This window comes from Bacillus sp. 41-22 (assembly GCF_025809295.1).
Taxonomy (GTDB): Bacteria; Bacillota; Bacilli; order Bacillales; family Bacillaceae_G; genus Bacillus_A; species Bacillus_A mycoides.
Genome location: NZ_CP084035.1, coordinates 3,678,188 through 3,701,556 on the forward strand (window position 1 = coordinate 3,678,188; position 23,369 = coordinate 3,701,556).

The 23,369-nt window shown below is 36.4% G+C and carries 20 protein-coding genes and 1 pseudogene; 4 read left to right on the top strand and 17 right to left on the bottom strand.

Going from position 1 to position 23,369, the window contains the following annotated elements; genetic code table 11:
* The first annotated feature begins 124 nt into the window (after window positions 1-124).
* The 4 genes from LCF45_RS18700 to LCF45_RS18715 all read left to right on the top strand — a co-directional run bounded on the left by LCF45_RS18700 (window position 125) and on the right by LCF45_RS18715 (window position 4,738).
* The gene (locus tag LCF45_RS18700) at window positions 125-2,104 is read left to right on the top strand and encodes a DEAD/DEAH box helicase (protein WP_263893178.1); all 1,980 of its coding nucleotides are present in this window, start codon (window positions 125-127) and stop codon (window positions 2,102-2,104) included.
* 18 nt (window positions 2,105-2,122) lie between these two features.
* Window positions 2,123-2,440, top strand: coding sequence for a hypothetical protein (locus LCF45_RS18705; protein WP_263893179.1), 318 nt, complete (start codon window positions 2,123-2,125; stop codon window positions 2,438-2,440).
* Window positions 2,441-2,554: 114 nt separating this feature from the next.
* Entirely contained in the window at window positions 2,555-3,079 is a 525-nt protein-coding gene (locus LCF45_RS18710; RefSeq protein ID WP_263893180.1) for an ImmA/IrrE family metallo-endopeptidase, read from the top strand.
* A gap of 111 nt (window positions 3,080-3,190) precedes the next feature.
* Window positions 3,191-4,738: a recombinase family protein gene (locus LCF45_RS18715; protein WP_263893181.1), complete on the top strand. Its 1,548-nt coding sequence runs from the start codon at window positions 3,191-3,193 to the stop codon at window positions 4,736-4,738.
* 32 nt (window positions 4,739-4,770) lie between these two features.
* Here the strand turns inward: LCF45_RS18715 and dpaB are convergent.
* The 17 genes and pseudogenes from dpaB to LCF45_RS18800 all read right to left on the bottom strand — a co-directional run.
* Window positions 4,771-5,196: pseudogene (gene dpaB, locus LCF45_RS18720) on the bottom strand (dipicolinate synthase subunit B); the annotation flags it as partial.
* Complete coding sequence (gene dpaA, locus LCF45_RS18725; protein ID WP_002128797.1) at window positions 5,193-6,095, bottom strand: dipicolinic acid synthetase subunit A; 903 nt, start codon at window positions 6,093-6,095, stop codon at window positions 5,193-5,195. The gene dpaA and the pseudogene dpaB, both read right to left, overlap by 4 nt.
* Before the next feature lie 172 nt (window positions 6,096-6,267).
* The gene (locus LCF45_RS18730) at window positions 6,268-6,516 is read right to left on the bottom strand and encodes a YlmC/YmxH family sporulation protein (protein ID WP_002014571.1); all 249 of its coding nucleotides are present in this window, start codon (window positions 6,514-6,516) and stop codon (window positions 6,268-6,270) included.
* 135 nt (window positions 6,517-6,651) lie between these two features.
* Window positions 6,652-7,893, bottom strand: a complete 1,242-nt coding sequence (locus tag LCF45_RS18735; RefSeq protein ID WP_002088150.1) for a M16 family metallopeptidase — start codon at window positions 7,891-7,893, stop codon at window positions 6,652-6,654.
* Between the two features lie 86 nt (window positions 7,894-7,979).
* On the bottom strand, window positions 7,980-8,879 hold the full coding sequence (locus LCF45_RS18740) for a polysaccharide deacetylase family protein (protein WP_002128798.1): 900 nt from the start codon (window positions 8,877-8,879) through the stop codon (window positions 7,980-7,982).
* A gap of 154 nt (window positions 8,880-9,033) precedes the next feature.
* On the bottom strand, window positions 9,034-11,187 hold the full coding sequence (gene pnp / locus LCF45_RS18745; RefSeq protein WP_002033682.1) for a polyribonucleotide nucleotidyltransferase: 2,154 nt from the start codon (window positions 11,185-11,187) through the stop codon (window positions 9,034-9,036).
* A 161-nt stretch (window positions 11,188-11,348) separates the two neighbouring features.
* Window positions 11,349-11,618 carry a 30S ribosomal protein S15 gene (gene rpsO / locus LCF45_RS18750; protein ID WP_001229392.1) on the bottom strand — a complete coding sequence of 90 codons (270 nt, stop codon included), beginning with the start codon at window positions 11,616-11,618 and terminating at the stop codon, window positions 11,349-11,351.
* Window positions 11,619-11,718: 100 nt separating this feature from the next.
* Entirely contained in the window at window positions 11,719-12,690 is a 972-nt protein-coding gene (ribF, locus tag LCF45_RS18755) for a bifunctional riboflavin kinase/FAD synthetase (protein ID WP_002128800.1), read from the bottom strand.
* Window positions 12,691-12,733: 43 nt separating this feature from the next.
* A complete protein-coding gene (gene truB / locus LCF45_RS18760) occupies window positions 12,734-13,657 on the bottom strand; it encodes a tRNA pseudouridine(55) synthase TruB (protein ID WP_078206256.1) in 924 nt (307 codons plus the stop codon).
* Window positions 13,658-13,747: 90 nt separating this feature from the next.
* The gene (gene rbfA, locus LCF45_RS18765) at window positions 13,748-14,104 is read right to left on the bottom strand and encodes a 30S ribosome-binding factor RbfA (protein WP_000776437.1); all 357 of its coding nucleotides are present in this window, start codon (window positions 14,102-14,104) and stop codon (window positions 13,748-13,750) included.
* A 15-nt stretch (window positions 14,105-14,119) separates the two neighbouring features.
* Window positions 14,120-14,401 (bottom strand): DUF503 domain-containing protein, encoded by a 282-nt coding sequence (locus LCF45_RS18770; protein WP_002088157.1) that lies wholly within the window; start codon window positions 14,399-14,401, stop codon window positions 14,120-14,122.
* Window positions 14,398-16,464 carry a translation initiation factor IF-2 gene (gene infB / locus LCF45_RS18775; protein WP_002014558.1) on the bottom strand — a complete coding sequence of 689 codons (2,067 nt, stop codon included), beginning with the start codon at window positions 16,462-16,464 and terminating at the stop codon, window positions 14,398-14,400. The genes LCF45_RS18770 and infB overlap by 4 nt, the downstream gene beginning before the upstream one ends.
* Window positions 16,465-16,468: 4 nt before the next feature.
* Complete coding sequence (locus LCF45_RS18780; protein WP_001286519.1) at window positions 16,469-16,780, bottom strand: YlxQ family RNA-binding protein; 312 nt, start codon at window positions 16,778-16,780, stop codon at window positions 16,469-16,471.
* On the bottom strand, window positions 16,781-17,053 hold the full coding sequence (rnpM, locus tag LCF45_RS18785) for an RNase P modulator RnpM (protein ID WP_002088161.1): 273 nt from the start codon (window positions 17,051-17,053) through the stop codon (window positions 16,781-16,783).
* A gap of 11 nt (window positions 17,054-17,064) precedes the next feature.
* A complete protein-coding gene (nusA, locus tag LCF45_RS18790; protein ID WP_002014554.1) occupies window positions 17,065-18,171 on the bottom strand; it encodes a transcription termination factor NusA in 1,107 nt (368 codons plus the stop codon).
* A 17-nt stretch (window positions 18,172-18,188) separates the two neighbouring features.
* Entirely contained in the window at window positions 18,189-18,659 is a 471-nt protein-coding gene (rimP, locus tag LCF45_RS18795) for a ribosome maturation factor RimP (RefSeq protein WP_002088165.1), read from the bottom strand.
* Window positions 18,660-18,992: 333 nt separating this feature from the next.
* Window positions 18,993-23,294, bottom strand: coding sequence for a PolC-type DNA polymerase III (locus LCF45_RS18800; protein ID WP_002185075.1), 4,302 nt, complete (start codon window positions 23,292-23,294; stop codon window positions 18,993-18,995).
* Between the last annotated feature and the right edge of the window lie 75 nt (window positions 23,295-23,369).

The window sequence follows — 23,369 nt, forward strand, 5'->3', positions numbered from 1 at the left end:
ATATATTTGGGCAACTCTTACTATCTTCTTTATTTTTTCGATAAGGCCTAATTTACAAGAAAAATAGTTTGTAAATTTAAAATATAAACTATCTTATGTGTTTATAAAAGAAAGGATGAAGTAAATGAGCATTTTCCAAACAACAAAACCATTAATTCAAGGTAATCCCTATCTATACTCACCTCAAATTGATGCTTATCAAGCAGCTATTTCACACTATGAAGAATTCCAAGACTTTAAATATAGAGAAAGTCTAATTATTATGCCTACCGGTTCCGGAAAAACAGGTGTCATGGCTATGCTTCCTTTTGGTTTAAGCAAAGGAAGAGTTTTAGTGGTTACTCCAGGACGGATCGTTCGAAAAACGGTATTTAAAGAATTTGACTCGATTACAAATCCTGAAAATACATTTTGGTATAAGCGAAAGGTTATACTAGATCGAAGTAAATTTCCAAAAAGCTACTTATACCAAGGATTTAATAGTAAAGACGAAGAATCTAAACAACAAGTTTTAAGAAAGCTAGATCTCTCAGATATTGTAATTACAAATATCCATAAGATTGTTGGTAGCAGTGAAGAAGTTAATTTAAAAGAATTAGTAGATCGTGACTTCTTTGACATGATTATCATTGATGAAGCTCACCATGTTGCAGCAGATATGTGGCAAAACACCTTAGATTATTTTAATGCTTCTAAAATCATTAAATTAACCGCGACACCGTTCCGCAGTGATAACTTAAAGATTTCTACCCATGAATATGATCCGATTTTCGAATATACATTAGCAGAGGCAATAGAAGATGGGTTATTAAAAAATGTTGTAAAAGCAGAAGGGATTCCTGGGGAATTAAATTTTCATGACCCAGAAAGTGGAAAAGATTATTCATTAGAAGAAGCAAAAAAAATCCTAGGAAATGATTGGATTAATAGAACAATAGCCATGGATGAAATATGTTCTAAACAAGTAATCAATCACACAAAGGAAATTTTGGAATTAAAACGAAAAAGCTACCCGAATCATCAAGTTTTAGCAATTACATGTAATGATGACCATGCACAATTAGTTACAAAATGGTTTGAAGATTGTGGTCTTTCGTGTACTTATGTCAGTAGTCGATTATCGCCAGAACAAATTGAAATACGATTAAACGATTTTGCAAACGGCCAATATGATGTCATGGTAAATATCCAAATGTTAGGAGAGGGTTATGATAATCCTAATATCTCTGTAATTTCCATCTTCAGACCATTTAAAACTCTTTCCCCTTATGCTCAAGCTATAGGACGTGGATTAAGAAAAATATATAGTCAAGATCAACATGATGTAAACAATTTCTGTAATGTAGTATATCATCAAGAGCTCGGTCTGGAAAAATTATGGTATTACTACAAAACTCAAGAAGAATATGGACAAACATTAAAAAAACAGGCTGAAGATATTTCACAGCAAATGGCTTTTGCTTTTGATGAATTAGGCTTTGTAGAAAAAGAACCTGTTCTTGAAAAAATTCCTTCTGCTGATTTGGATCCGAATCCAGGTCTTGTAAACATAGGGTCTGTTAGCGCATACTCACCTAAAGGATTAGGAAAGCAAGATGCTTTCACAACAAATGGATATGAGCAATTTAAACATGCTACATATAGCTTGATTAGTGAAGAACAACAAATCATGCAAAGAAAAATTGACCAAGTTACTACTATGGAACGCGAAGGTTTAATTGATAAAGATGAAGCTGAACTTCTTATTAGCAATTTAGAAACCAAAAACCAAGATCAGCATAACAAAACTTTTGATGAATACCAAAGGTTAGTGTTAGCTGAAACAATCCGTAAAGATTTCACAAAATGGATGCATTCAAAATTAGATGACTTTTTCAGAACGTCCGTTCTAGAAAAAGAAGGTTTTGAGTTGTATGATGCAGAAAATACTATTGATAATGATCCTATAAATAATATAGGATATATTGTAAGGAACTTTAAACAAGGGTTATATAGTACAACAAAAAAACATTTTAGCTCATACTTACCAGAAGATTTTGCAGCTGCCAAAAAACGTTTCTTAGAAAAAATAGATTATTATTTAAATCAATACGGTGAAAAATAGTATTGGGAGGAATCCAAAATGATACAATGTGATACAGAAAGGAACCTTATCTACAAAGGTATGCATTACCTTGATTTAATAGCTAGCAATATACAAAAAGGCGGAAAAATATTAGATACATCTTTCCAAACAAACTCAGATGGATGTTTAATTGTCCATGTTACAACTGGCTATGTAGATTGCCTAACTAAAACGGTTGATGAACTAACTTATAAGGACGACTTACTTATTACTTGGAAACTAGTGACTTCTTATGAAGTTCATACAATATTCTCCAGAAAAATCTTAGATAGTTACCTTACAAAATCAAAAACAAATGATTTATGTGCTTCTTAAGCTGAAGCATAACTCAAGTAAATAACAACTTTTAGAAAAGCCCCTTCACGGGCTTTTCTTTTTACAGTAAAATAAGAACATACGTTTGTAATTTGAGCAATGGAGTGAAATGATATGCATAAAACACAGCCCTACTACACAACACAAATCGAAGACTATATTGAGAACCTTTTGCATTCCTTATCTATCTTTGTTCCAGAACAACTTGATATGACATTGATTGCTCAAAAGCTAAATATTTGGCTACATTCTGTCCCACTGGGAAGTCGTGCTATTTATAGAGGTGATTTACCGAGTATTATTATTGATAATCGAAATGCATCTTATTATCAATGGGAAGATTTTGGCCATGAACTTTGTCATGTTCTATTCCATGTAGGAAATCAACTATATATGTCAAAATTATTTTTAGATTATCAAGAAACAAAAGCTAAGAATTTCATGCTACATTTTTGTATTCCGACTTTTATGTTAAGGACATTAGACTTTCCTGAAACACAAAAAGAATCAATACACTTCATCGCAAAAACTTTCAATGTTTCGTTTCATCTGGCAAAACAGCGCTTATTACATTATGAAAATCAATTGTTAGCTGCTCATCTACAAACTATTTTTCCGCAAATATGCTTAATTACATAATAAAAAATATACATAGCATTTAGCTTATTTTATGTAAAATACTTCTAACATTTTTTATAATTTATTCGAATTAATTTTATATAATGGTTATTAATAAGAGGAGGAATTCCTATGAAAACCGCAATCTACCTACGTAAATCACGTGCCGACCTCGAAGCCGAAGCACGCGGTGAAGGCGAAACTTTAGCAAAGCACCGCTCTACCCTGCTGAAAATTGCCAAGGAAATGAACTTAAATATTTTAGCTGTCCGTGAGGAAATTGTTTCTGGTGAGAGCTTAGTGAAACGCCCTGAAATGTTGGCGCTACTTGAAGAAATTGAAGATAACAAATATGATGCTGTTCTTTGCATGGATATGGACCGTTTAGGTCGTGGTGGTATGAAAGAGCAAGGAATCATTTTAGAGACGTTTAAACGCTCGAATACGAAGATTATGACACCAAGGAAGACTTATGACCTTAATGATGAGTGGGACGAAGAATACAGCGAATTTGAAGCGTTTATGGCACGTAAGGAGTTAAAGATTATTACACGCCGTATGCAACGCGGCCGTATCGCAAGTGTAGAGGCTGGTAATTACCTCGGTACCCATGCGCCTTATGGTTATGATATCCACCGTTTAAATAAGCGAGAGCGTACGTTAACGATTAATTCAGAAGAAGCTTCTGTCGTAAGAATGATATTTGATTGGTATGCAAATGAGGATATGGGCGCTAACGCAATCAGAAGCAAGTTAAATGATCTTGGCTACAAAAGTAAGTTAGGAAATGAATGGAACCCCTACAGTATCTTAGATATATTAAAAAACAATGTATACATCGGAAAAGTAACGTGGCAAAAACGAAAAGAAGTGAAACGTCCTGATGCTGTAAAGCGTAGTTGTGCAAGGCAAGATAAATCAGATTGGATTATCGCTGATGGAAAACATGAACCAATTATCTCAGAAAGTCTGTTTGAACAAGTACAAGATAAATTAAATTCAAGGTATCATGTTCCTTACAATACAAATGGAATTAAAAATCCACTTGCTGGTATTATTAAATGCGGTAAATGTGGTTACAGTATGGTCCAACGTTATCCGAAAAATAGAAAAGAAGCTATGGATTGTAAACACCGTGGCTGCGAAAACAAATCAAGCTATACTGAGTTAATTGAAAAACGATTACTCGAGGCTTTAAAAGAATGGTATGTCAATTATAAAGCTGATTTTGAAAAACATAAGCAAGATGACAAATTGAAAGAAACACAAGTTATTCAAATGAATGAAGTTGCATTACGAAAGCTTGAAAAAGAATTAGTGGATGTCCAAAAACAAAAAAATAATTTGCATGATTTATTAGAGCGTGGCGTTTATACTGTCGATATGTTTTTAGAACGTTCGAATGTAGTTTCTGATCGCATTAATGAAATCACCTCAACGATGGAAAACTTAAAGAAAGAAATTAAAACAGAAATAAAAAAGGAGAAAGTGAAGAAAGATACAATTCCTCAAGTGGAGCATGTTCTTGATCTGTACTCCAAAACAGATGATCCAAAAAAGAAAAACAGCCTCCTAAAATCAGTTTTAGAAAAGGCTGTTTATAAGAAAGAAAAATGGCAAAGGCTTGATGATTTCGAACTTGTGCTTTACCCTAAGCTCCCTCAAGATGGCGACATATAAGCATTCGCGCTTTGTCGTCACCTTGTTGGTGTAATTAGATTTACTCCATTAAGCCCCAATGCATCATTCGTCGAAACAGCTAACACAACAGGCTTCCCATTTCTAAGCGTCGCTTTTGCTGCCATTAATACTGGAGAGTCTGTCATTGCATTTGCAAATTTACTCATCGAATTCCCTGTTAGTGGTGCGATCACCATGCAATCTAGTGGAATTTTCGGTCCTAGTGGCTCTGCGCCAACGATTGAATTAATTGCCTTAAAACCGGTTATTTCTTCGATCTTTTTAATCCATTCTTCCCCTTCGCCAAATCTAGTATTTGTTGATTGGACAGTATAAGAAACAACGGGACGTACTTCTGCACCTTCTGCAATTAACTTCTCTAAATGTGGCATAACTTCTTCATACGTACAATGTGACCCTGTAAATCCGAAACCAATTCGTTTTCCCTTCAAACTCATTTCTCATCATCCTCCTTTGCGATTGCATCCGCTATTAATAACTGAGAAAGAACATTCGCTAATATTTGTCCTGCTGTTTTCGGTGCAACAATCCCAGGAAGACCAGGTGCTAATAATGCCTTCACTCCACGCTTCTCCGCATAGCGAAAGTCCGTGCCACCTGGCTTAGAAGCTAAATCAATAACTAGCGTATGAGCTGGCATTTTTGAAATAACATTCGCTGTCACAACGAGATGCGGAATTGTATTAATAACAATATCGATATTACCTACTTCTTTCTCTATGTCTTGCATATGAAAAGGAGAAAACATCATTTCTGTAATACGAGCAATATGTTCCGAACGTCTCGCTCCAACTTTGACATGTGCTCCTAATGATTGAAAGGCTCTTGCAACACTCATACCAGTTCTACCAAATCCTAAAACCATTACATTTGATCCATGAATTGTGTAATCAGTATGTTGAATAACCATCATTAGTGTACCTTCTACGGTCGGAATAGAGTTATAGATTGCAACATCATCACGATCAAATAATTTTACAAGTTTGCGATTTGTAGTAGCTACGAGATTTTCCAAGTAAGGTGTACCAATACCTGAATATATAGTGAAGTTTTCTGGTGTCTTTTCAATTTGTTCTTTCGTTATGGAAACTTTCTCATTTGAAAAAATAGTATCTACTTCTCCTCTGGCATTCGTCCCTGCAACCGGCAAAATAATTGCATCTAAAGAAGTGAAATTTAAATCTTGTATACTTTCCTTTGCTGCCCCTGTGAAGCCATGATCTAACTGTTCAAACCCTATTAATGAAAGTTTCGCGTCCAGTTCGACTAGCTTGCGAATTACTTCTAGCTGCCGTGCATCTCCTCCTATGACAGCAATATGCATCTCAGTCAACATTCCCTAATTCACCTTCTTTTTCTTTCATTTATAAGAAAAATGCCTACTTTTTCTTTTTCCTCCACATCATATGTAATGTACGAGTTTGAGGTGATTGAAAAACAAAAAGCACACGTGATTTATCTTCTTTATATAAAGATAAAAAAAAGACAACCAAAATGGTCATCTTTCACTATGATCTTGAATGGTTCGTAAGATCGCAAAGTATCATATCATTTCCAACCTTCTTTATTTTGCTCCATTCTACTCTCACTTCTTGCTGTTCTCTTTTAAAACCTCCCCATTTCCCAGCAGGTATAATAAGCGCTTGTATTTTTCCATCTCTCTCATCAATTTCTAAATCTGCATGACCTAAAACTCCCATTTTTTCTGCTCTTTCTAAATCCACAATCTCTTTGCCACTTAATTCACTTAAACGCATTAAATCTCCCCCTATCCTACTTTTTATGAAGGTTATCCTATAATAAGTACCTATTCTGCATATATAAAAAAAATAACCGTATCTCATATAAAAGAGATACGGTTATTTCCGAAAGCGAATGAATTACAAGATCGATTAAAGTTTCATTCCTTTTGGCAGTTTTCCATCTGGACTAATAAGTGCCGCAGAGAATTCATCGGTAAACATATTGCGAATTAACTCGTCTACATTTTGCTTTGTTACAGTGTTTACACTTTCAATAATCTCATCAAGAGAACGATGTTTACGAAGAAGCAATTCGTTTTTACCATTACGGCTCATACGACTATTCGTACTTTCTAAACTTAACATTAAGTTTCCTTTTAATTGTTCTTTACTATTAACAAGCTCTTTTTCTGTAATACCTGTATTTTTCAACGTATTTAACGTTTCTTGCATTGTTTCATACAGTGTATCTAATTGTTTACTACCTGTTCCACCGTAAAGTGTTAACATTCCTGTATCTTCATAAGAAGAGTGATAAGAGAATACTGAGTACGCCAATCCACGTTGCTCACGTACTTCTTGGAATAAACGGCTACTCATACTACCGCCTAAAACATTATTTAATACAATTAAATTATAAATATCTTCGTGTCCCATTTGCAAGCCTTTATATCCTAAACATAAATGAGCTTGTTCTGTTTCCTTCTTACGTGCTACTTTATTGAAATGGAAAATTGGGCTATGTACTTGTTCACGATTTGTTGTCCCTTCGTAACTACCGAAATATTGCTCTACAGTTTGTAAAAATGCTTCATCAATATTCCCTGCAATTGATACAACAACATTTTCAGGTGTGTAATGATCTTTCATATATTGACGTAACGTATCACCTGTAAATGTTTCAAGCGTTTCTTCTGTTCCTAAAATAGGATATCCAAGCGGATGCGTTTCATATGTTGCTTTCGTTAACATATCATGCACAATATCATCTGGCGCATCTTCGTACATTTTTATTTCTTCACATACAACATTCTTCTCTTTTTTCAGTTCTTCCTCATCAAATGTTGAATTAAAGAACATATCTGCTAAAACATCTAATGCATATTTAGCATGCTCATCTAGCACTTTCGCATAGTAACATGTATATTCTTTTGAAGTAAAAGCATTTACTTGTCCACCAATGCTATCAAATGATTCTGCAATCTCTCTTGCACTTCGCGTTTCTGTCCCTTTAAAGAACATATGTTCCAAAAAGTGCGAAACCCCATTATTTTTTTCATTTTCATTTCTTGAACCTGCGTGGATCCATATACCAATCGCAACCGAGCGTACAGTTGGTATATTCTCCATAACAATTCTTACACCATTTTTACACGTATATTTTTTAATCAAAAACTTTCCTCCTAATGCCAGTTTCTCTAAATAATTGCTATTATTTAATGATAACAAGTTTAGAGATGAATGTCATGCAAATGTATTTAATCCACACGTTTTTCATCTAGTAATTCTGTAATATTCCCCACTTTATATCCTTGTTCCTTTAAATTTTTAATCATAGTATCTAGCGCTTCTGTTGTAGATGAAGTAGGATGCATTAGCACAATAGCACCTGGATGTATTTTTCGCATTACTCTCTGCAATAGCACACCCGGTTCTGGCCGCTTCCAATCAATTGTATCTACAGTCCACATAATCGTCCCCATTTGGAAATCATCCGCTATTTTTACTACCTCATCCCGAAAGCTTCCACTTGGCGGAGCAAACCATCTCACTTTCTGATTTGTAGCTGCTTCTATCATTCGATTCGTTTTTTGTAATTGATCTCGTATTTCATCTGTAGACAGCGTTTTCATATTAGGGTGTGTGTAAGAATGATTTCCTACTTCTTGATTTGCATCGACAATCATTTTGGCAAATCGTAAGTTTTCTTTCACCCAGCGTCCTTCTAAAAAGAAAGTCGCCTTCACATCATGTTTTTTCAATATCTCTAATATACGTGGCAAATACTCATTACCCCAGGCCACATTAATTGTTAATCCCACCATCTTTTTATTTGGATGTCCTCGATAAATGGGAGCTGGTGGTAAATCTTCTAAGTGAACACTCGGTGATACTTCCTTAAATTCAAGTTGTTTTTGATCAAACTTCTTGATTTTCTTCATATTATTATAGGACGCTTCTATATCCACTTGTTTTCCATTATACCCAGGCGTCGCCTTCCAAATCTTATCAATCATCGCATTTTGCGGCATAATCTCGTACTGTTTTACATGCTTTTGAATCTCTTCATACAAGTTATCCTGCGCAAAAACGGAATAAGAGCCACAACCCATATATAAAGAAAATATAAATATGTACGCTAATATACGAGCTTTCATATAAACCCTCCCATTAACTATAAAAAAGAAACCATTTTCTTCTTATCTTTGTTAATTTGAGCGTTATGATGAAAACTATACCTATACTCACATAAAAATCTAAATGAATCACATTTTTTACATAACAAAAAAAGCCAGCTATACTGGCTTTCACTTATTGTTGCTCTTGTGCGTTTTCTTCTTTAGCTGCTTCTTCTTTAGCTGCTTCTTTTTCTTGCTCTTCTTTTAGCAATACTTTTCTAGATAAGTTTACACGACCTTGTTTGTCAATCTCGATAACTTTAACTGAAATCTCATCACCGATTTTCACAACGTCTTCTACCTTACCTACACGCTCAAGTGCAAGTTCAGAAATGTGAACAAGTCCATCTTTACCGCTAAATAATTCAACGAACGCACCGAATTTTTCAACGCGTTTAACTTTTCCTAAGTAGATTTCGCCTACTTGTACTTCGCGAACGATATCTTCGATAATTTTCTTCGCTTTTTCATTCATCTCTTGATTAATTGATGAAATGAATACTGTACCATCTTGCTCGATGTCAATTTTAACGCCAGTTTCTTCAATGATTTTATTGATCTGTTTACCACTTGGTCCAATAACATCACGAATTTTATCTGGGTTAATTGCCATTGTAATAATCTTCGGAGCATACGCAGATAACTCAATGCGAGGTTCAGCGATAACAGATAACATGTGATTTAGAATGTGCATACGACCAACTTTCGCTTGTTGTAATGCTTCTTCTAAAATCTCACGAGATAAACCATCGATTTTAATGTCCATTTGTAGTGCAGTTACACCTTTTGCAGTACCTGCTACTTTAAAGTCCATATCACCTAAATGGTCTTCCATTCCTTGAATATCTGTTAAAATTGTATAATGCTCACCAGATTTCACTAGACCCATTGCAATACCAGCAACTGGTGCTTTAAGTGGTACACCCGCATCCATCATCGCTAATGTACTACCGCAAATACTCGCTTGTGAAGTAGAACCATTTGACTCTAATACTTCAGATACAAGACGAACTGTATATGGGAAATCCTTTTCAGATGGAAGTACAGGTTCAAGAGCACGTTCTCCTAGTGCTCCGTGACCAATTTCACGACGACCTGGTCCACGCATTGGTCTTGTTTCACCAACACTAAATGAAGGGAAATTATAATGGTGCATAAAGCGTTTTGACTCTTCTACACCTAGACCATCTAAAATTTGCACATCGCCTAATGCACCTAATGTACAAATACTTAATGCTTGCGTTTGTCCACGTGTGAATAGACCAGAACCATGTGTACGAGATAAAATGCCAACCTCTGATGCTAAAGGACGAATTTCGTCACCTTTACGACCATCTGGGCGGATTTTTTCAACTGTAATAAGACGACGTACTTCTTCTTTTACAATTTTATATAAAATCTCACTTACTTGTCCTAATGTATCAGCATCAGCTTCCTCAGCTTCGTAATGCTCAATTACACGCTTTTTCACTACGCTAATTGCATCTTCACGTGCATGTTTTTCGTGCACTTGAATTGCAGAATGCATATCTGTCTCAGCCATTTCACGTACAGCTTGGTTCAAATCAGCATCCACTTCATAAAGTTTCACTGCTGTTTTCTCTTTACCGACAGCTTGTACAATCTCTTCTTGGAATGCAATTAGACGTTTAATTTCATCGTGTCCAAACATAATTGCTTCTAACATTGTTTCTTCAGGTACTTGATCCGCTCCTGCTTCAACCATGTTAATTGCATCTTTCGTACCAGCTACAACAAGGTGCATATCACTTTGTTCTTGCTGTTCTACTGTTGGATTAATAACGAACTCGCCATTAATACGACCAACTGTCGCACCTGCGATTGGACCTTCAAATGGAATATCTGAAATAGATAATGCTAATGAAGAACCAAGCATAGCTGCCATTTCAGAAGAACAGTCTTGATCAACACTCATTACGATGCTGACAACTTGTACTTCATTACGGAAACCATCTGCGAAAAGTGGACGGATTGGACGGTCAATTAAACGACTTGCTAAAATTGCTTTTTCACTTGGACGGCCTTCGCGCTTAATAAAACCGCCTGGGATTTTTCCAACTGCATATAAACGCTCTTCATAGTTTACTGTAAGCGGGAAGAAATCTACATTTTTTGGCTCTTTTGATGCAGTTGCTGTAGATAGAACTGCTGTGTCGCCGTATCTTACTAATACTGCTCCGTTTGCTTGTTTTGCAAGCTGACTTGTTTCAATTGTTAGCTGACGACCAGCTAAATCTATCGAGAAGACTTGCTTTTCCTGACTCATTTAAGTACCCCTCTCAATTTAAAATATTCAATTCTTCTATGTAAATGGATAGTATATCACAATATTCTTTCCTCTAGTATTGCCGAAAATTAAGTAAGCTATAAAGAGTAGAAGATATATTTTTACCTAACAAAAAAGCGGGAATATTCCCGCTTCTTTGACTATCGACGTAAGCCAAGCTTTGTGATTAATTCACGGTAACGTGTGATATCGCTATTACGAAGGTAAGTAAGTAAGTTACGACGTTTACCAACCATCTTTAATAGACCACGACGTGAATGATGATCCTTCTTGTGAGTACGTAAGTGCTCGTTTAGAGTGTTAATTTGCTCCGTTAGGACAGCAATTTGAACCTCTGGAGAACCAGTATCAGTCTCATGAGTTCTAAATTGTGCAATGATTTCATTTTTACGCTCTTGTGTTAAAGCCATCCTATTTCACCTCCTAATAATTAAACCCCCAGTTACCTAGCAAGCATCGGTGAGTCGCAATGCCAAGTAATGGTTGTCATAAAGTACATAACATAGAATACTACTTTTCATTTGAAAAAGCAAGTATATTCTTTACGCTCGCAAAATATTCTTGGGCAACCTTTTTATCTTGAGCGATTTGAGCAACTAACTCATCAATTCCATTAAACTTTTTTTCTTCTCTTATACGCATGTGCCATTCCACTGTAACACTTTGATCGTATATGTCTTTATTAAATTCAAATAGATGCACTTCAATAGATAATTGACGCTCATTCTCTTTGAAAGTTGGTTTATATCCGATATTACATACACCATCATGCCATTCATCATGAACCTTCAATCTTACCGCATATACACCTACAGGTGGCAACAAATATTCATCACTTAAACCTACATTTGCAGTTGGGAAACCAATTTGACGTCCACGCTTATCACCGTGTACAACTGTTCCTTCTACCGTGTAAGCTCTCCCTAAAATAGATGGAATTTGTTCCATTTCACCGTTTCGAATTAACTTTCGTAATGAAGTAGAACTTACTTTTTCTTCTTGATATTCAACTTTTTCGATCACGGTCTGTGTAAACTCCCCTCTTGCATGAAATGGTAAAGTCTCCATCTTCCCTTTTCCTAAACGTCCATATGAATAATCAAAGCCTGCTACTACATGCTTTACATTTAAACCAATAATATACTCATCGACAAACTGCTGTGGTAATAATCCAGCAAATGGCTCATCGAATTTCACCACATATAAGATATCAATCCCTAAACTTGCGATGATTTCTTCTTTAAGGCGCATCGGTGTAATATACTCCACATGCGCTTCTTTTTTTCCTAATACAACAGATGGGTGTGGATGGAACGTCATGACAGCACTTTTACATCCTCTTTCATCCGCTATTTTTTTCGCTGTTCGAATCACACGTTGATGTCCTAAATGAATGCCATCAAAATATCCTAATGCCATTACAGTAGGTGGTAATTCTATTTTATTTTGTTCATGTGGATGAGTTAAATGAATAAGTTTCACGCTTGAATTCACCTTTTTCTGTAATAATCCTTCCAATAATTCATTATAGCTTTAGTTCTTGATTATTCACAAGTACTTTCATTGGCTTTAGCATTCCAGGGTGTTTTGGGTGATGCTCATAAATTGCTAAGCAACGATCATTTTTATCAAATACTGTAATAAATGGTGCTGCTGTTTCTAATTCATTGTTTAAGAACATACCGTTCTTTATTTTTTCAGCTTGCTTTTCATCTACAACCATTTTTGGAAACTTACTTAGCGCCTCATCAATTGAGATGAAAATAGACTCTACTGTTCCATTTTGCACGTTTTCTTCAATTTCTTCAAATGATATGCAATCTTCTAGTAAAAATTCACCAGATGCTGTTCTTACAAGGTGAGACATATGTGATGGAAATCCAAGTTTTTCACCTATCATTACTGCTAGTGTTCTTACATATGTTCCTTTACTACACGTTACACGGAAACGAAATGAAATATTTTCCCCTTCAAAAACTTCACGTTCATCAAGTAATACAAATTCATGAATTGTAATTGTACGAACTGGACGTTCAACTTCTTGTCCTGCCCTTGCATATTCGTATAGTTTTTTTCCGTTAACTTTTACAGCTGAGAACATCGGCGGCATTTGTTCAATTGTCCCTGTTAATTCCGCTAGTACCTCTTCTACTTCTTTACGTGTAATGACACGATTTACATCTTGTTTCTCCACAACTTCACCAGAAGCATCTTCTGTTGTTGTTGAAAATCCTAATGTCACTTCACCTTCGTATGTTTTTGTTTCACTTGTTAAAAATTGCGCAATTTTTGTTGCACGCCCAACGCAAATAGGTAATACTCCTGTTACATCTGGATCCAGTGTCCCTGTATGACCAATTCGTTTCTCACGCAATATCTTTCTTAATTTGAACACACAATCATGTGATGTCATTCCCTTTGGCTTATGTAATAATACTACACCTTCCATATACTCACCTCATCATTATTCTTTTGTAGTAATTGCAATTATGCAAAACTTATTTTACATTGAAAAAATGGATAGACAAATGTCTATCCATTATTCTTCACGTTTACCGTCTTTATTAATTTCATGTAAAAGTGTATCAATTCGATGACCATATCCGATAGACTCATCAAACTCAAAGGTAATTTCTGGTGTTTTACGAAGACGAATACGTTGGCCAATTTCTGAACGAATAAAGCCTTTTGCCTTCGCTAAACCTTTTAATGTATTTTCTTTCTGTTCTTCGTCACCTAAAACAGAAATGTATACTTTAGCAATTTGTAAATCTCCACTCACTTGTACATCTGTTACTGTAACAAATCCAATACGTGGGTCTTTAATTTTACGACTGATAATGTCGCCTAATTCTTTTTTCATTTGCTCGCCCACACGGTTCGCACGTAATTTCATAACTCTTCACCTCATTCAATACCATTCCAAATGTGTTATCGTACGTTCAATTTCAGGAAATGAATCGATATACTCAAGTACACGATTCATTTCTTTTTCACAGACAACACGATTTGAGGATACGGAAACAATTGCAATTTCTGTACGTTGCCATACATCTTGATGCCCAACTTCAGAAACAGCTACATTATAGCGCTGTTTCACACGAGTTAACACACGTTGCAAAATTGCTCGTTTCTCTTTTAAAGAATGCACATCGTAAATCATACACTCGAATGAGAGTGAAGCGATAATCATCGCTTCACTTCTTCCATAACGTATGCTTCAATGATGTCCCCTTCTTTAAGATCATTATATCTCTCAATTGTAATACCACACTCATAGTTTTGTGCAACTTCTTTTACATCGTCTTTGAAACGTTTTAACGTATCAAGTTTTCCTTCGAAGACTACTACGCCATCACGGATAATACGAACGCCACTATCACGTGTAATTTTACCGTCTATTACGTAACAACCTGCGATTGTTCCAACTTTTGTTACTTTGAATGTTTGACGAACTTCCGCTTGACCGATTACTTTTTCTTCGAATTCTGGATCCAGCATACCTTGCATTGCTGATTCAATTTCTTCGATTACTTTATAGATAATACGGTGTAAACGAACATCAACTTTCTCTAATTCAGCTGTACGCTTCGCATTCACATCAGGGCGTACGTTAAATCCAATTACAATTGCATTAGATGCAGAAGCTAAAATAATATCAGATTCTGTAATCGCACCTACGCCTGTATGGATAATTTTCACTTTTACGCCTTCAACATCAATTTTACGAAGTGATGCTGCCATTGCTTCTACAGAACCTTGTACGTCTGCTTTCACAATTAAGTTAATTTCTTTTACATCGCCCTCTTGGATTTGTTGGAATAAATCTTCCAGGCTGAATTTAGATTTCTCACCACGTTGTGCAACTAATGCTTCTTGTGCACGTGATTCACCGATTTGACGAGCTTTCTTCTCATCAGCGAATGCCATGAAACGATCTCCCGCTTGTGGCACTTCATTTAAACCTGTAATTTCAACAGGAGTTGATGGACCAGCAACTTTTACACGACGACCAATATCACTTACCATTGCACGAACACGACCGAATGATGTTCCAACAACAATTGGATCTCCAACTCGAAGTGTACCATTTTGAACAAGTAATGTCGCGATAGTTCCTTTACCTTTATCAAGCTGGGCTTCAATTACAGTACCAGCTGCATAGCGATTTGGATTTGCTTTATATTCTTCTACTTCACTCACAAGAAGGATCATTTCTAGTAAGTTGTCAATTCCCTCGCCTTGAATCGCAGAAATTGGTACGAAAATCGTGTCTCCGCCCCAAGCTTCTGGAACTAATTCATATTCTGTTAATTCTTGCATTACACGATCAGGATTTGCCGCTGGTTTATCCATTTTATTCACAGCAACAATAATTGGTACTCCAGCTGCTTTCGCATGGCTAATCGCTTCAACTGTTTGTGGCATAACACCGTCATCAGCTGCAACAACAAGAATTGTAATATCTGTTACTTGTGCACCACGAGCACGCATTGTTGTAAATGCCGCGTGACCTGGTGTATCTAAGAACGTAATTTTCTTATCATTTACATCAACTTGGTATGCACCGATATGCTGAGTAATTCCACCAGCTTCGCCAGCAGTTACTTTTGAATTACGGATAGAGTCAAGCAATGTTGTTTTACCATGGTCAACGTGTCCCATAATTGTAACAACAGCTGGACGTTCTTTTAAGTTTTCTTCATCATCTTGCTCATCGATGAATGTTTCAAATTCAGTTTCACTTACAACTACTTCTTCTTCTACTTCAATACCGTAATCAGTAGCAATTAACTCAATTGTATCTTTATCTAAGTCTTGGTTAATTGTCGCCATAATTCCTAGCATGAAGAGCTTTTTAATAATTTCAGATGGCTCTTTGCTTAACTTTTTAGCAAGGTCACCTACTGTAAGGCTTCCAGAGAAAGTGATTTTATCTGGTGTTTCTACTATTGGTGTTTGTTGTCTTCCAGCAAAGTTATCTTGACGTTTATCTTCATTTGCTTTGCCTTTTTTCTTATTCTTATTGCTGTTCTTTTTACTGCGAACAACTTTCTCTTCTACTTCAAACTCATCTGCAACAGAAGGTTTTTCCGCTCCAGCGCTATATTGATTATCTAATTTGTTTACTACTTCATCTTCTAACATTGTCATATGATTCGAAACCTCGATATTCATCTCTTTTAGTTTTGTCATAAGATCTTTACTTGAGATATTATTTTTTTTTGCATATTCATGTACTCGAATTTTACTCATACCTTCACCCCCGGTAATTTGTATCGAGCATGCTACGTAGCTTTTTCGCAAAGCCTTCATCTAAAACAGCTACAACGACTCGCTCGTCTCTCCCAATCGCATGCCCTAATTGTTGTCGATTTTCGACTTTTCTCATTGGTATGTTGTAGTACGTGGTTTTATCAATGATACGTTTTGTAGTGTTCGCTGACGCATCTTCAGAAAGCAATACTAGCTTTGCTTTGCCACTTCGTACTTCTTTTAAAACGAGTTCTTCACCCGAAATAATTTTTCGAGCGCGGTTTGCTAGTCCTAAAAATGATTTCCAATCAGACACTTATTTCGACTCCTTCTCAACAAGCTCAAGAAGCTCTTCGTACAGAGAACTGTCGATTTTCGCTTTTAGATGATGTTCCAAAATGTTTTTCTTTTGGGCTTGAATAATGCTTTCTTTATCTTTTGATAAATATGCACCTCGTCCTGATTTTTTTCCTGATAAATCAATAGACACTTCGCCCTCTTTGGAACGAACAATGCGAACTAGCTCTCGTTTTGATTTCATCTCTTGCGTCGCAATACATTTTCGTAACGGAACTTTTCGATTGCTCATACTCATCACCTCTATTCGATTTCGTCTTCAGCTGAATCGAATCCGAATGCGATTACGCTATCTTCTTCTGTCACAATACCAAGTTGTTTCGCATCAGACTCACTTTTAATATCAATTTTCCAGCCTGTTAATTTAGCTGCAAGACGCGCATTTTGTCCACGCTTACCAATCGCTAATGAAAGCTGGTGGTCTGGAACAACAACAGTTGTTGCTTTCTCTGCTTCATCTACAAGTACTTTAACAACCTGTGATGGACTTAAAGCATTTGCAACATATTCAACTGGGTCATTCGACCAGCGAACGATGTCAATCTTTTCACCTTTTAGTTCATCTACAACGCGTTGTACACGTTGTCCTTTCGGTCCTACACAAGAACCTACTGGATCAACATCGATATTCTCTGCATATACAGAAATTTTAGAACGGTCGCCTGCTTCACGTGCTACAGAGCGAATTTCTACAGTTCCATCATAAATTTCTGGAACTTCCATTTCGAATAAACGTTTTAAAAGACCAGGATGTGTACGTGATACGTAAATTTGTGGTCCTTTTGTTGTCTTTTCTACTTTTGTAATAAATACGCGAATACGATCATGTGGTTTATATTGCTCATTTGGCATTTGCTCACTTACAGGTAATAAAGCTTCTACTTTACCTAAGCTTACATAGATGAAACGAGCATCTTGGCGCTGTACAATACCAACCATAATGTCTTCTTCACGATCACTAAATTCTGAATAAATTACACCACGTTCCGCCTCACGAACTCGTTGTGTTACAACTTGTTTTGCAGTTTGCGCTGCAATACGACCAAAATCTTTTGGCGTTACTTCAATTTCTAGTACGTCACCATCTTGGTAGTTTGGATTAATTTGTCTTGCCTCTTCTACAGAGATTTCAAGACGTGGATCAAACACATTATCTACAACGTCCTTACGTGCTAAAACTTGAATTGTTCCCACTTCTGGGTTAAAGCTCACACGAACGTTTTGTGCTTGGTTAAAATTGCGTTTATAAGCAGAGATTAATGCTGCTTCAATCGCATCAATAATAATATCTTTGCTAATACCTTTTTCTGACTCTAATACGAGCAAAGCATCTAACAACTCAGTGCTCATGAAGATCCCCCTTCTTACTAAAACGTAACAGCAAGTCGCGCATTTGCAACTTTATCCATTGGAATTTGGATTTCTTTTTTACGTGTTTTAATTGTTAATAGTAGTGTAATTGTATTACCGTCGTAGGAAAGTAGCTTTCCTTCAAACATCTTCTCACCATCAATCGGCTTATATGTTTTAATTGCCACTTGTTTTCCTACCGCTTGCTGGAAGTCTTTCTCTTTCTTTAATGGACGTTCCGCTCCAGGAGATGATACATCCAAAAAGTAAAGATGAGGAATTGGATCCTCTTTATCTAAAGCTTCGCTTAAACGTTCACTTACCGCACCGCATTCTTCAATTTCGACTCCCTTTTCAGAATCGATGAATACGCGTAAGAACCAGTCTTGTCCTTCTTGCACATACTCTACATCTACAAGTTCAAGATTTAACTCTTCAACGATTGGCTGCGCAAATGCTTCTACAATTTCTGTGACTTTCTTATCCATAAACAGCCTCCTTCCTGCCGCCATGTACCATTTACAAGAAAAGATCCCGTTCATAAAGACGGTCTATCTTATTCTTTCTCGTTAGCTAACAAAAGCCCCTGCCGTTAAGCAGGGAATATCTGTCTTAGTATTACCAAATTTAAGAAGTAAAACTTGTAACAAAATATGTATATACGACAGAAATATCTTTACTATCTACATAAGCAAAATGTAGATAGTAACACGAAAGAGTGGGTTTCCCCACTCTCTTTTTCACAAAATATACATGACATGGTTATCTCGGTTTATAGTATACCATAGCAAATGTTGATTTGCAAAGATTTTTCCTACCTATTAGAACAGTGACAATTGGTTTTGATCCGGTAAATCTCCTAGACAACCTTGACCATCTAAATACTCAATAATCGTTTTAGAAACCTTACTGCGCTGCTGTAAGTCTTCTTTTGATAAGAAATCACCATTTTTACGAGCTTCAACAATACTGAAAGCTGCGTTTGTACCAAGACCGGGAACTGCATTAAATGGAGGAATTAAAGTATCCCCATCAATTATAAATTCGGTTGCATGCGAGCGGTATAAATCAACCTTTTGGAATGAATAACCACGCTCACACATTTCAAGTGTCATTTCTAGTACCGTTAATAAACTCTTCTCTTTCGGTGCTGCATCCAATCCTTTTTGTGCAATTTCATCAATTTTTACACGTATGGATGCTGAACCTTTCGCCATCGCCTCTACATCAAAGTCATCTGCACGAACTGTAAAATATGCCGCATAGAATAAAAGTGCGAAATGTACTTTAAAGTATGCAATACGTACAGCCATAAGTACGTAAGCAGCCGCATGGGCTTTAGGGAACATGTACTTAATCTTCTTACATGAATCAATATACCAACCTGGTACATTGTTATTTCTCATTTCCTCTTCCCATTCTTCTGGTACACCTTTACCTTTACGCACCGACTCCATGATTTTGAAGGCTAATGATGGATCCAAGCCTTGATAAATTAAATATACCATGATGTCATCACGACAACCGATAACTTCACTCAGTGTACACGTACCGTTATAAATTAATTCATTCGCATTACCTAACCATACATCTGTACCATGGGACAGTCCAGAAATTTGGACAAGCTCTGAAAACGTCGTTGGTTTCGTTTCTTCTAACATTTGTCTTACGAATTTCGTACCAAACTCTGGTATACCAAGTGTACCTGTTTTACAGTTAATTTGTTCTTCCGTTACCCCTAAAGACTCTGGACCAGAGAAAATTTTCATTACTTCTGGATCATCCGTTGGGATTGTTTTCGGGTCAATACCACTTAAATCTTGAAGCATACGAATAACAGTCGGATCATCGTGTCCTAATATATCAAGTTTCAATAAATTATCATGAATTGAGTGGAAGTCAAAGTGCGTTGTTCTCCACTCAGCACCTATTGAATCAGCCGGAAACTGAATTGGTGAAAAGTCAAAAATATCCATGTAATCTGGTACAACGATAATACCACCTGGATGCTGTCCGGTCGTACGCTTTACACCTGTACATCCCGCAACTAAGCGATCAATCTCTGCATTTCGAATTGTTAAGTTATGATCATTAGCATAACCTTTCACATACCCATAAGCGGTTTTTTCCGCAACCGTACCAATTGTTCCTGCGCGGTATACATAATCTTCACCGAACAGTAATTTCGTATAGTTATGGGCGCGTGGTTGGTATTCTCCGGAGAAATTCAAATCGATATCCGGTACCTTATCCCCTTTAAATCCAAGGAACGTTTCGAAAGGAATGTCATGCCCATCTTTCACATATGGAACATTACATGTTGGGCATTCTTTATCTGGTAAATCAAAACCAGAACCTACAGAACCGTCATTAAAGAACTCTGATTGTTTACACTTTGGACATACATAGTGCGGTGGTAATGGGTTTACTTCTGTAATTTCCATCATCGTTGCAACAAATGATGAACCTACCGATCCACGCGAACCTACTAGATAACCGTCCACTAACGATTTTTTCACAAGCTTATGTGAAATTAAATAAATAACGGCGAATCCATGTCCAATAATACTTTTCAATTCTTTTTCCAAACGAGCTTCTACAATTTCCGGTAGTTCATCTCCATAGATACTTCTTGCCATTATATAGCTCATATCACGTGTTTCATCATCAGCACCTTCAATTTTCGGTGTGTATAAATCATCTTTTACTGGACGAACATCACCAATTAATGACGCGATCTTGTGTGTATTTGTCACAACAATTTCTTTTGCTTTGTCTTCACCTAAGAATGAAAAACAATCTAGCATTTCATTTGTTGTACGGAAATGTACAGGCGGTAATGAATGGCGATTTAACGGATTAGCTCCTCCCTGCGAACTGACTAAAATTTTCCGATATATCGCGTCCTCTGGATCTAAATAATGCACATTCCCAGTAGCAACAACTGGCTTATCTAACGTCTCACCTAGTTTTACTAAGTTAGAAATTATTGTTTTTAACTGTCCTTCATCTCGAACGAGTTCACGTTCCACTAAATGACGTAACACTTCTGGAGGCATAACCTCAATGTAATCGTAAAACTGTGCAATTTCTTCTACTTCTTCAGGCGCTTTTTGCATCATAGCTTCAAATACTTCACCTTTGTCACAAGCTGTTCCTACTAAAATGCCTTCGCGATATTTTTTTAATAGTGATCGTGGTACACGTGGTACACGATAAAAGTAATTCAAGTGAGAATATGAAACAAGTTTATATAAGTTTTTCAACCCAACATCTGATGTGGCAAGTAACGTCAGATGACTTGGACGCCCACGTTTATACGCATCCCCTTGTCCCATACTATCGTTTAGTTGATCGTGATATTCAAATCCCTTTTCAATCACATCTTTTAACATCTTCACAAGTAAATATCCCGTTGCTTCTGTATCATAAATCGCACGGTGATGTTGCGTTAATTCAATATCAAGCTTTTTACACATCGTATTTAATCGATGATTTTTCATTTCTGGGAATAAGAACCGTGCAAGTTCTAACGTATCAATAACTGGATTTTTCGTTTTTTCTATCCCAGCCTTTTTAAAACCTACGTTAATAAAGCCCATATCGAAGCTTGCGTTATGAGCAACAAGTGTATGGTCACCCATCCATTCCTCAAACTTTTTAAACACTTCGTCCACTTCTGGTGCATCAGTTAACATATCATCTGTAATACCTGTTAATTCAATAATCGTCGCCGATAATGGTTGATGAGGATTTGCGAAAGATTCAAAGCGATCAATAATTTCTCCACCTTTTACCTTTACAGCAGCTAACTCAATGACTGTATCATATACAGCAGATAACCCTGTTGTCTCAACGTCAAAGACAACATATGTTTCTTCTGCAAGTAGACGATGTGCTTCGTTATATGCTATCGGCACACCATCATTAACTAAATTTGCTTCTACACCATATAGAACTTTAACTCCAGCCTTTTTACCAGCAGAATATGCTTCTGGGAACGACTGTGCAACAGCATGGTCTGTAACTGCAATAGCCTCATGCCCCCATTTTCCGGCTTGGGCAACGAGCTTAGACACAGAAGTAACAGCATCCATTTGACTCATTGGAGTATGAAGATGAAGTTCTACTCTTTTTTCCCCTTCTTTTGCTTTATCTTTACGAGAAGGTCCCGTTATTTCATTTATATCATTTGCGATCATAACTAAATCACGCACGAATGTATCATTTTGAACTGAACCACGCGCTTTTACCCAAGTTCCTTTTTTCAAGGATTGTAACATCGGGATATCTTCTTTATCACGTGAGAACATCTTAATCATAATAGAGTCCGTATAGTCAGTTATCTTTAAAGTTAATAATGTACGTCCACTACGAAGTTCTTTCGTCTCTACATGGAAAACATACCCTTGAACGGTTTTTCTTCTTTCTTCATCTTGAATTTCACGCAGCGGCGTAATCTCTTCATCTGGCTTAATAAGATAACCAAGCACAACTGGTCCTTCATGAACAACATCACTTTCTTCAGCTTGCCTTTTAGCCATCTCTTCCATAGCCTGTATAACTCGTTGACGATCTTCTTCCTGTGTTTGCTCACGAAACTTTTGCATTTCTTCTGCATTTTGCTTTATATGTGTGTCTAACTGAAAACGCGGGAATCCAAAAGCTTCGTATTGATCACCTACTGGTTTCGCAACGTTTTTCTTTAAAGTAGTAGATTCCAGCTCATTATTCACATTTAATAGCAACTTCACGCCATTGACCTGCGGAAGTTGCTTCTTTAAGTACGCGAACATAGGTGAAAATGTAATTCGTTCTGTACAAAGCGGCCAATATGCCTTCACTTCTTCTTCTGTAAATTGTTTATTCTCTGCTTCTAATGCAAATGTTGTTCTTGCAATATGAGAAAATGATTGCTTAAGCTTTGTTTCTAGCAACTCATATAATTCTGTCGGCAAAATACGTGGCACTTGTAAGTCAAAATGCCAACTTTTATTCGCTTTATCAATAACTAGCTTTTCAATACCACCGCCATGTAAATATTGATTTATAAGGTCTTCTGGTATTTGCAACTGTTGGAGCAAAATTTGAAATCGCTCTTGTTGTTCATTTGTTAATGACATAAGCACTCTCCTTCCATTTGCTATTATAAATTGAAACGTACTACAAAGAAAGATTTCTTCCTTCTTCTTTTACAA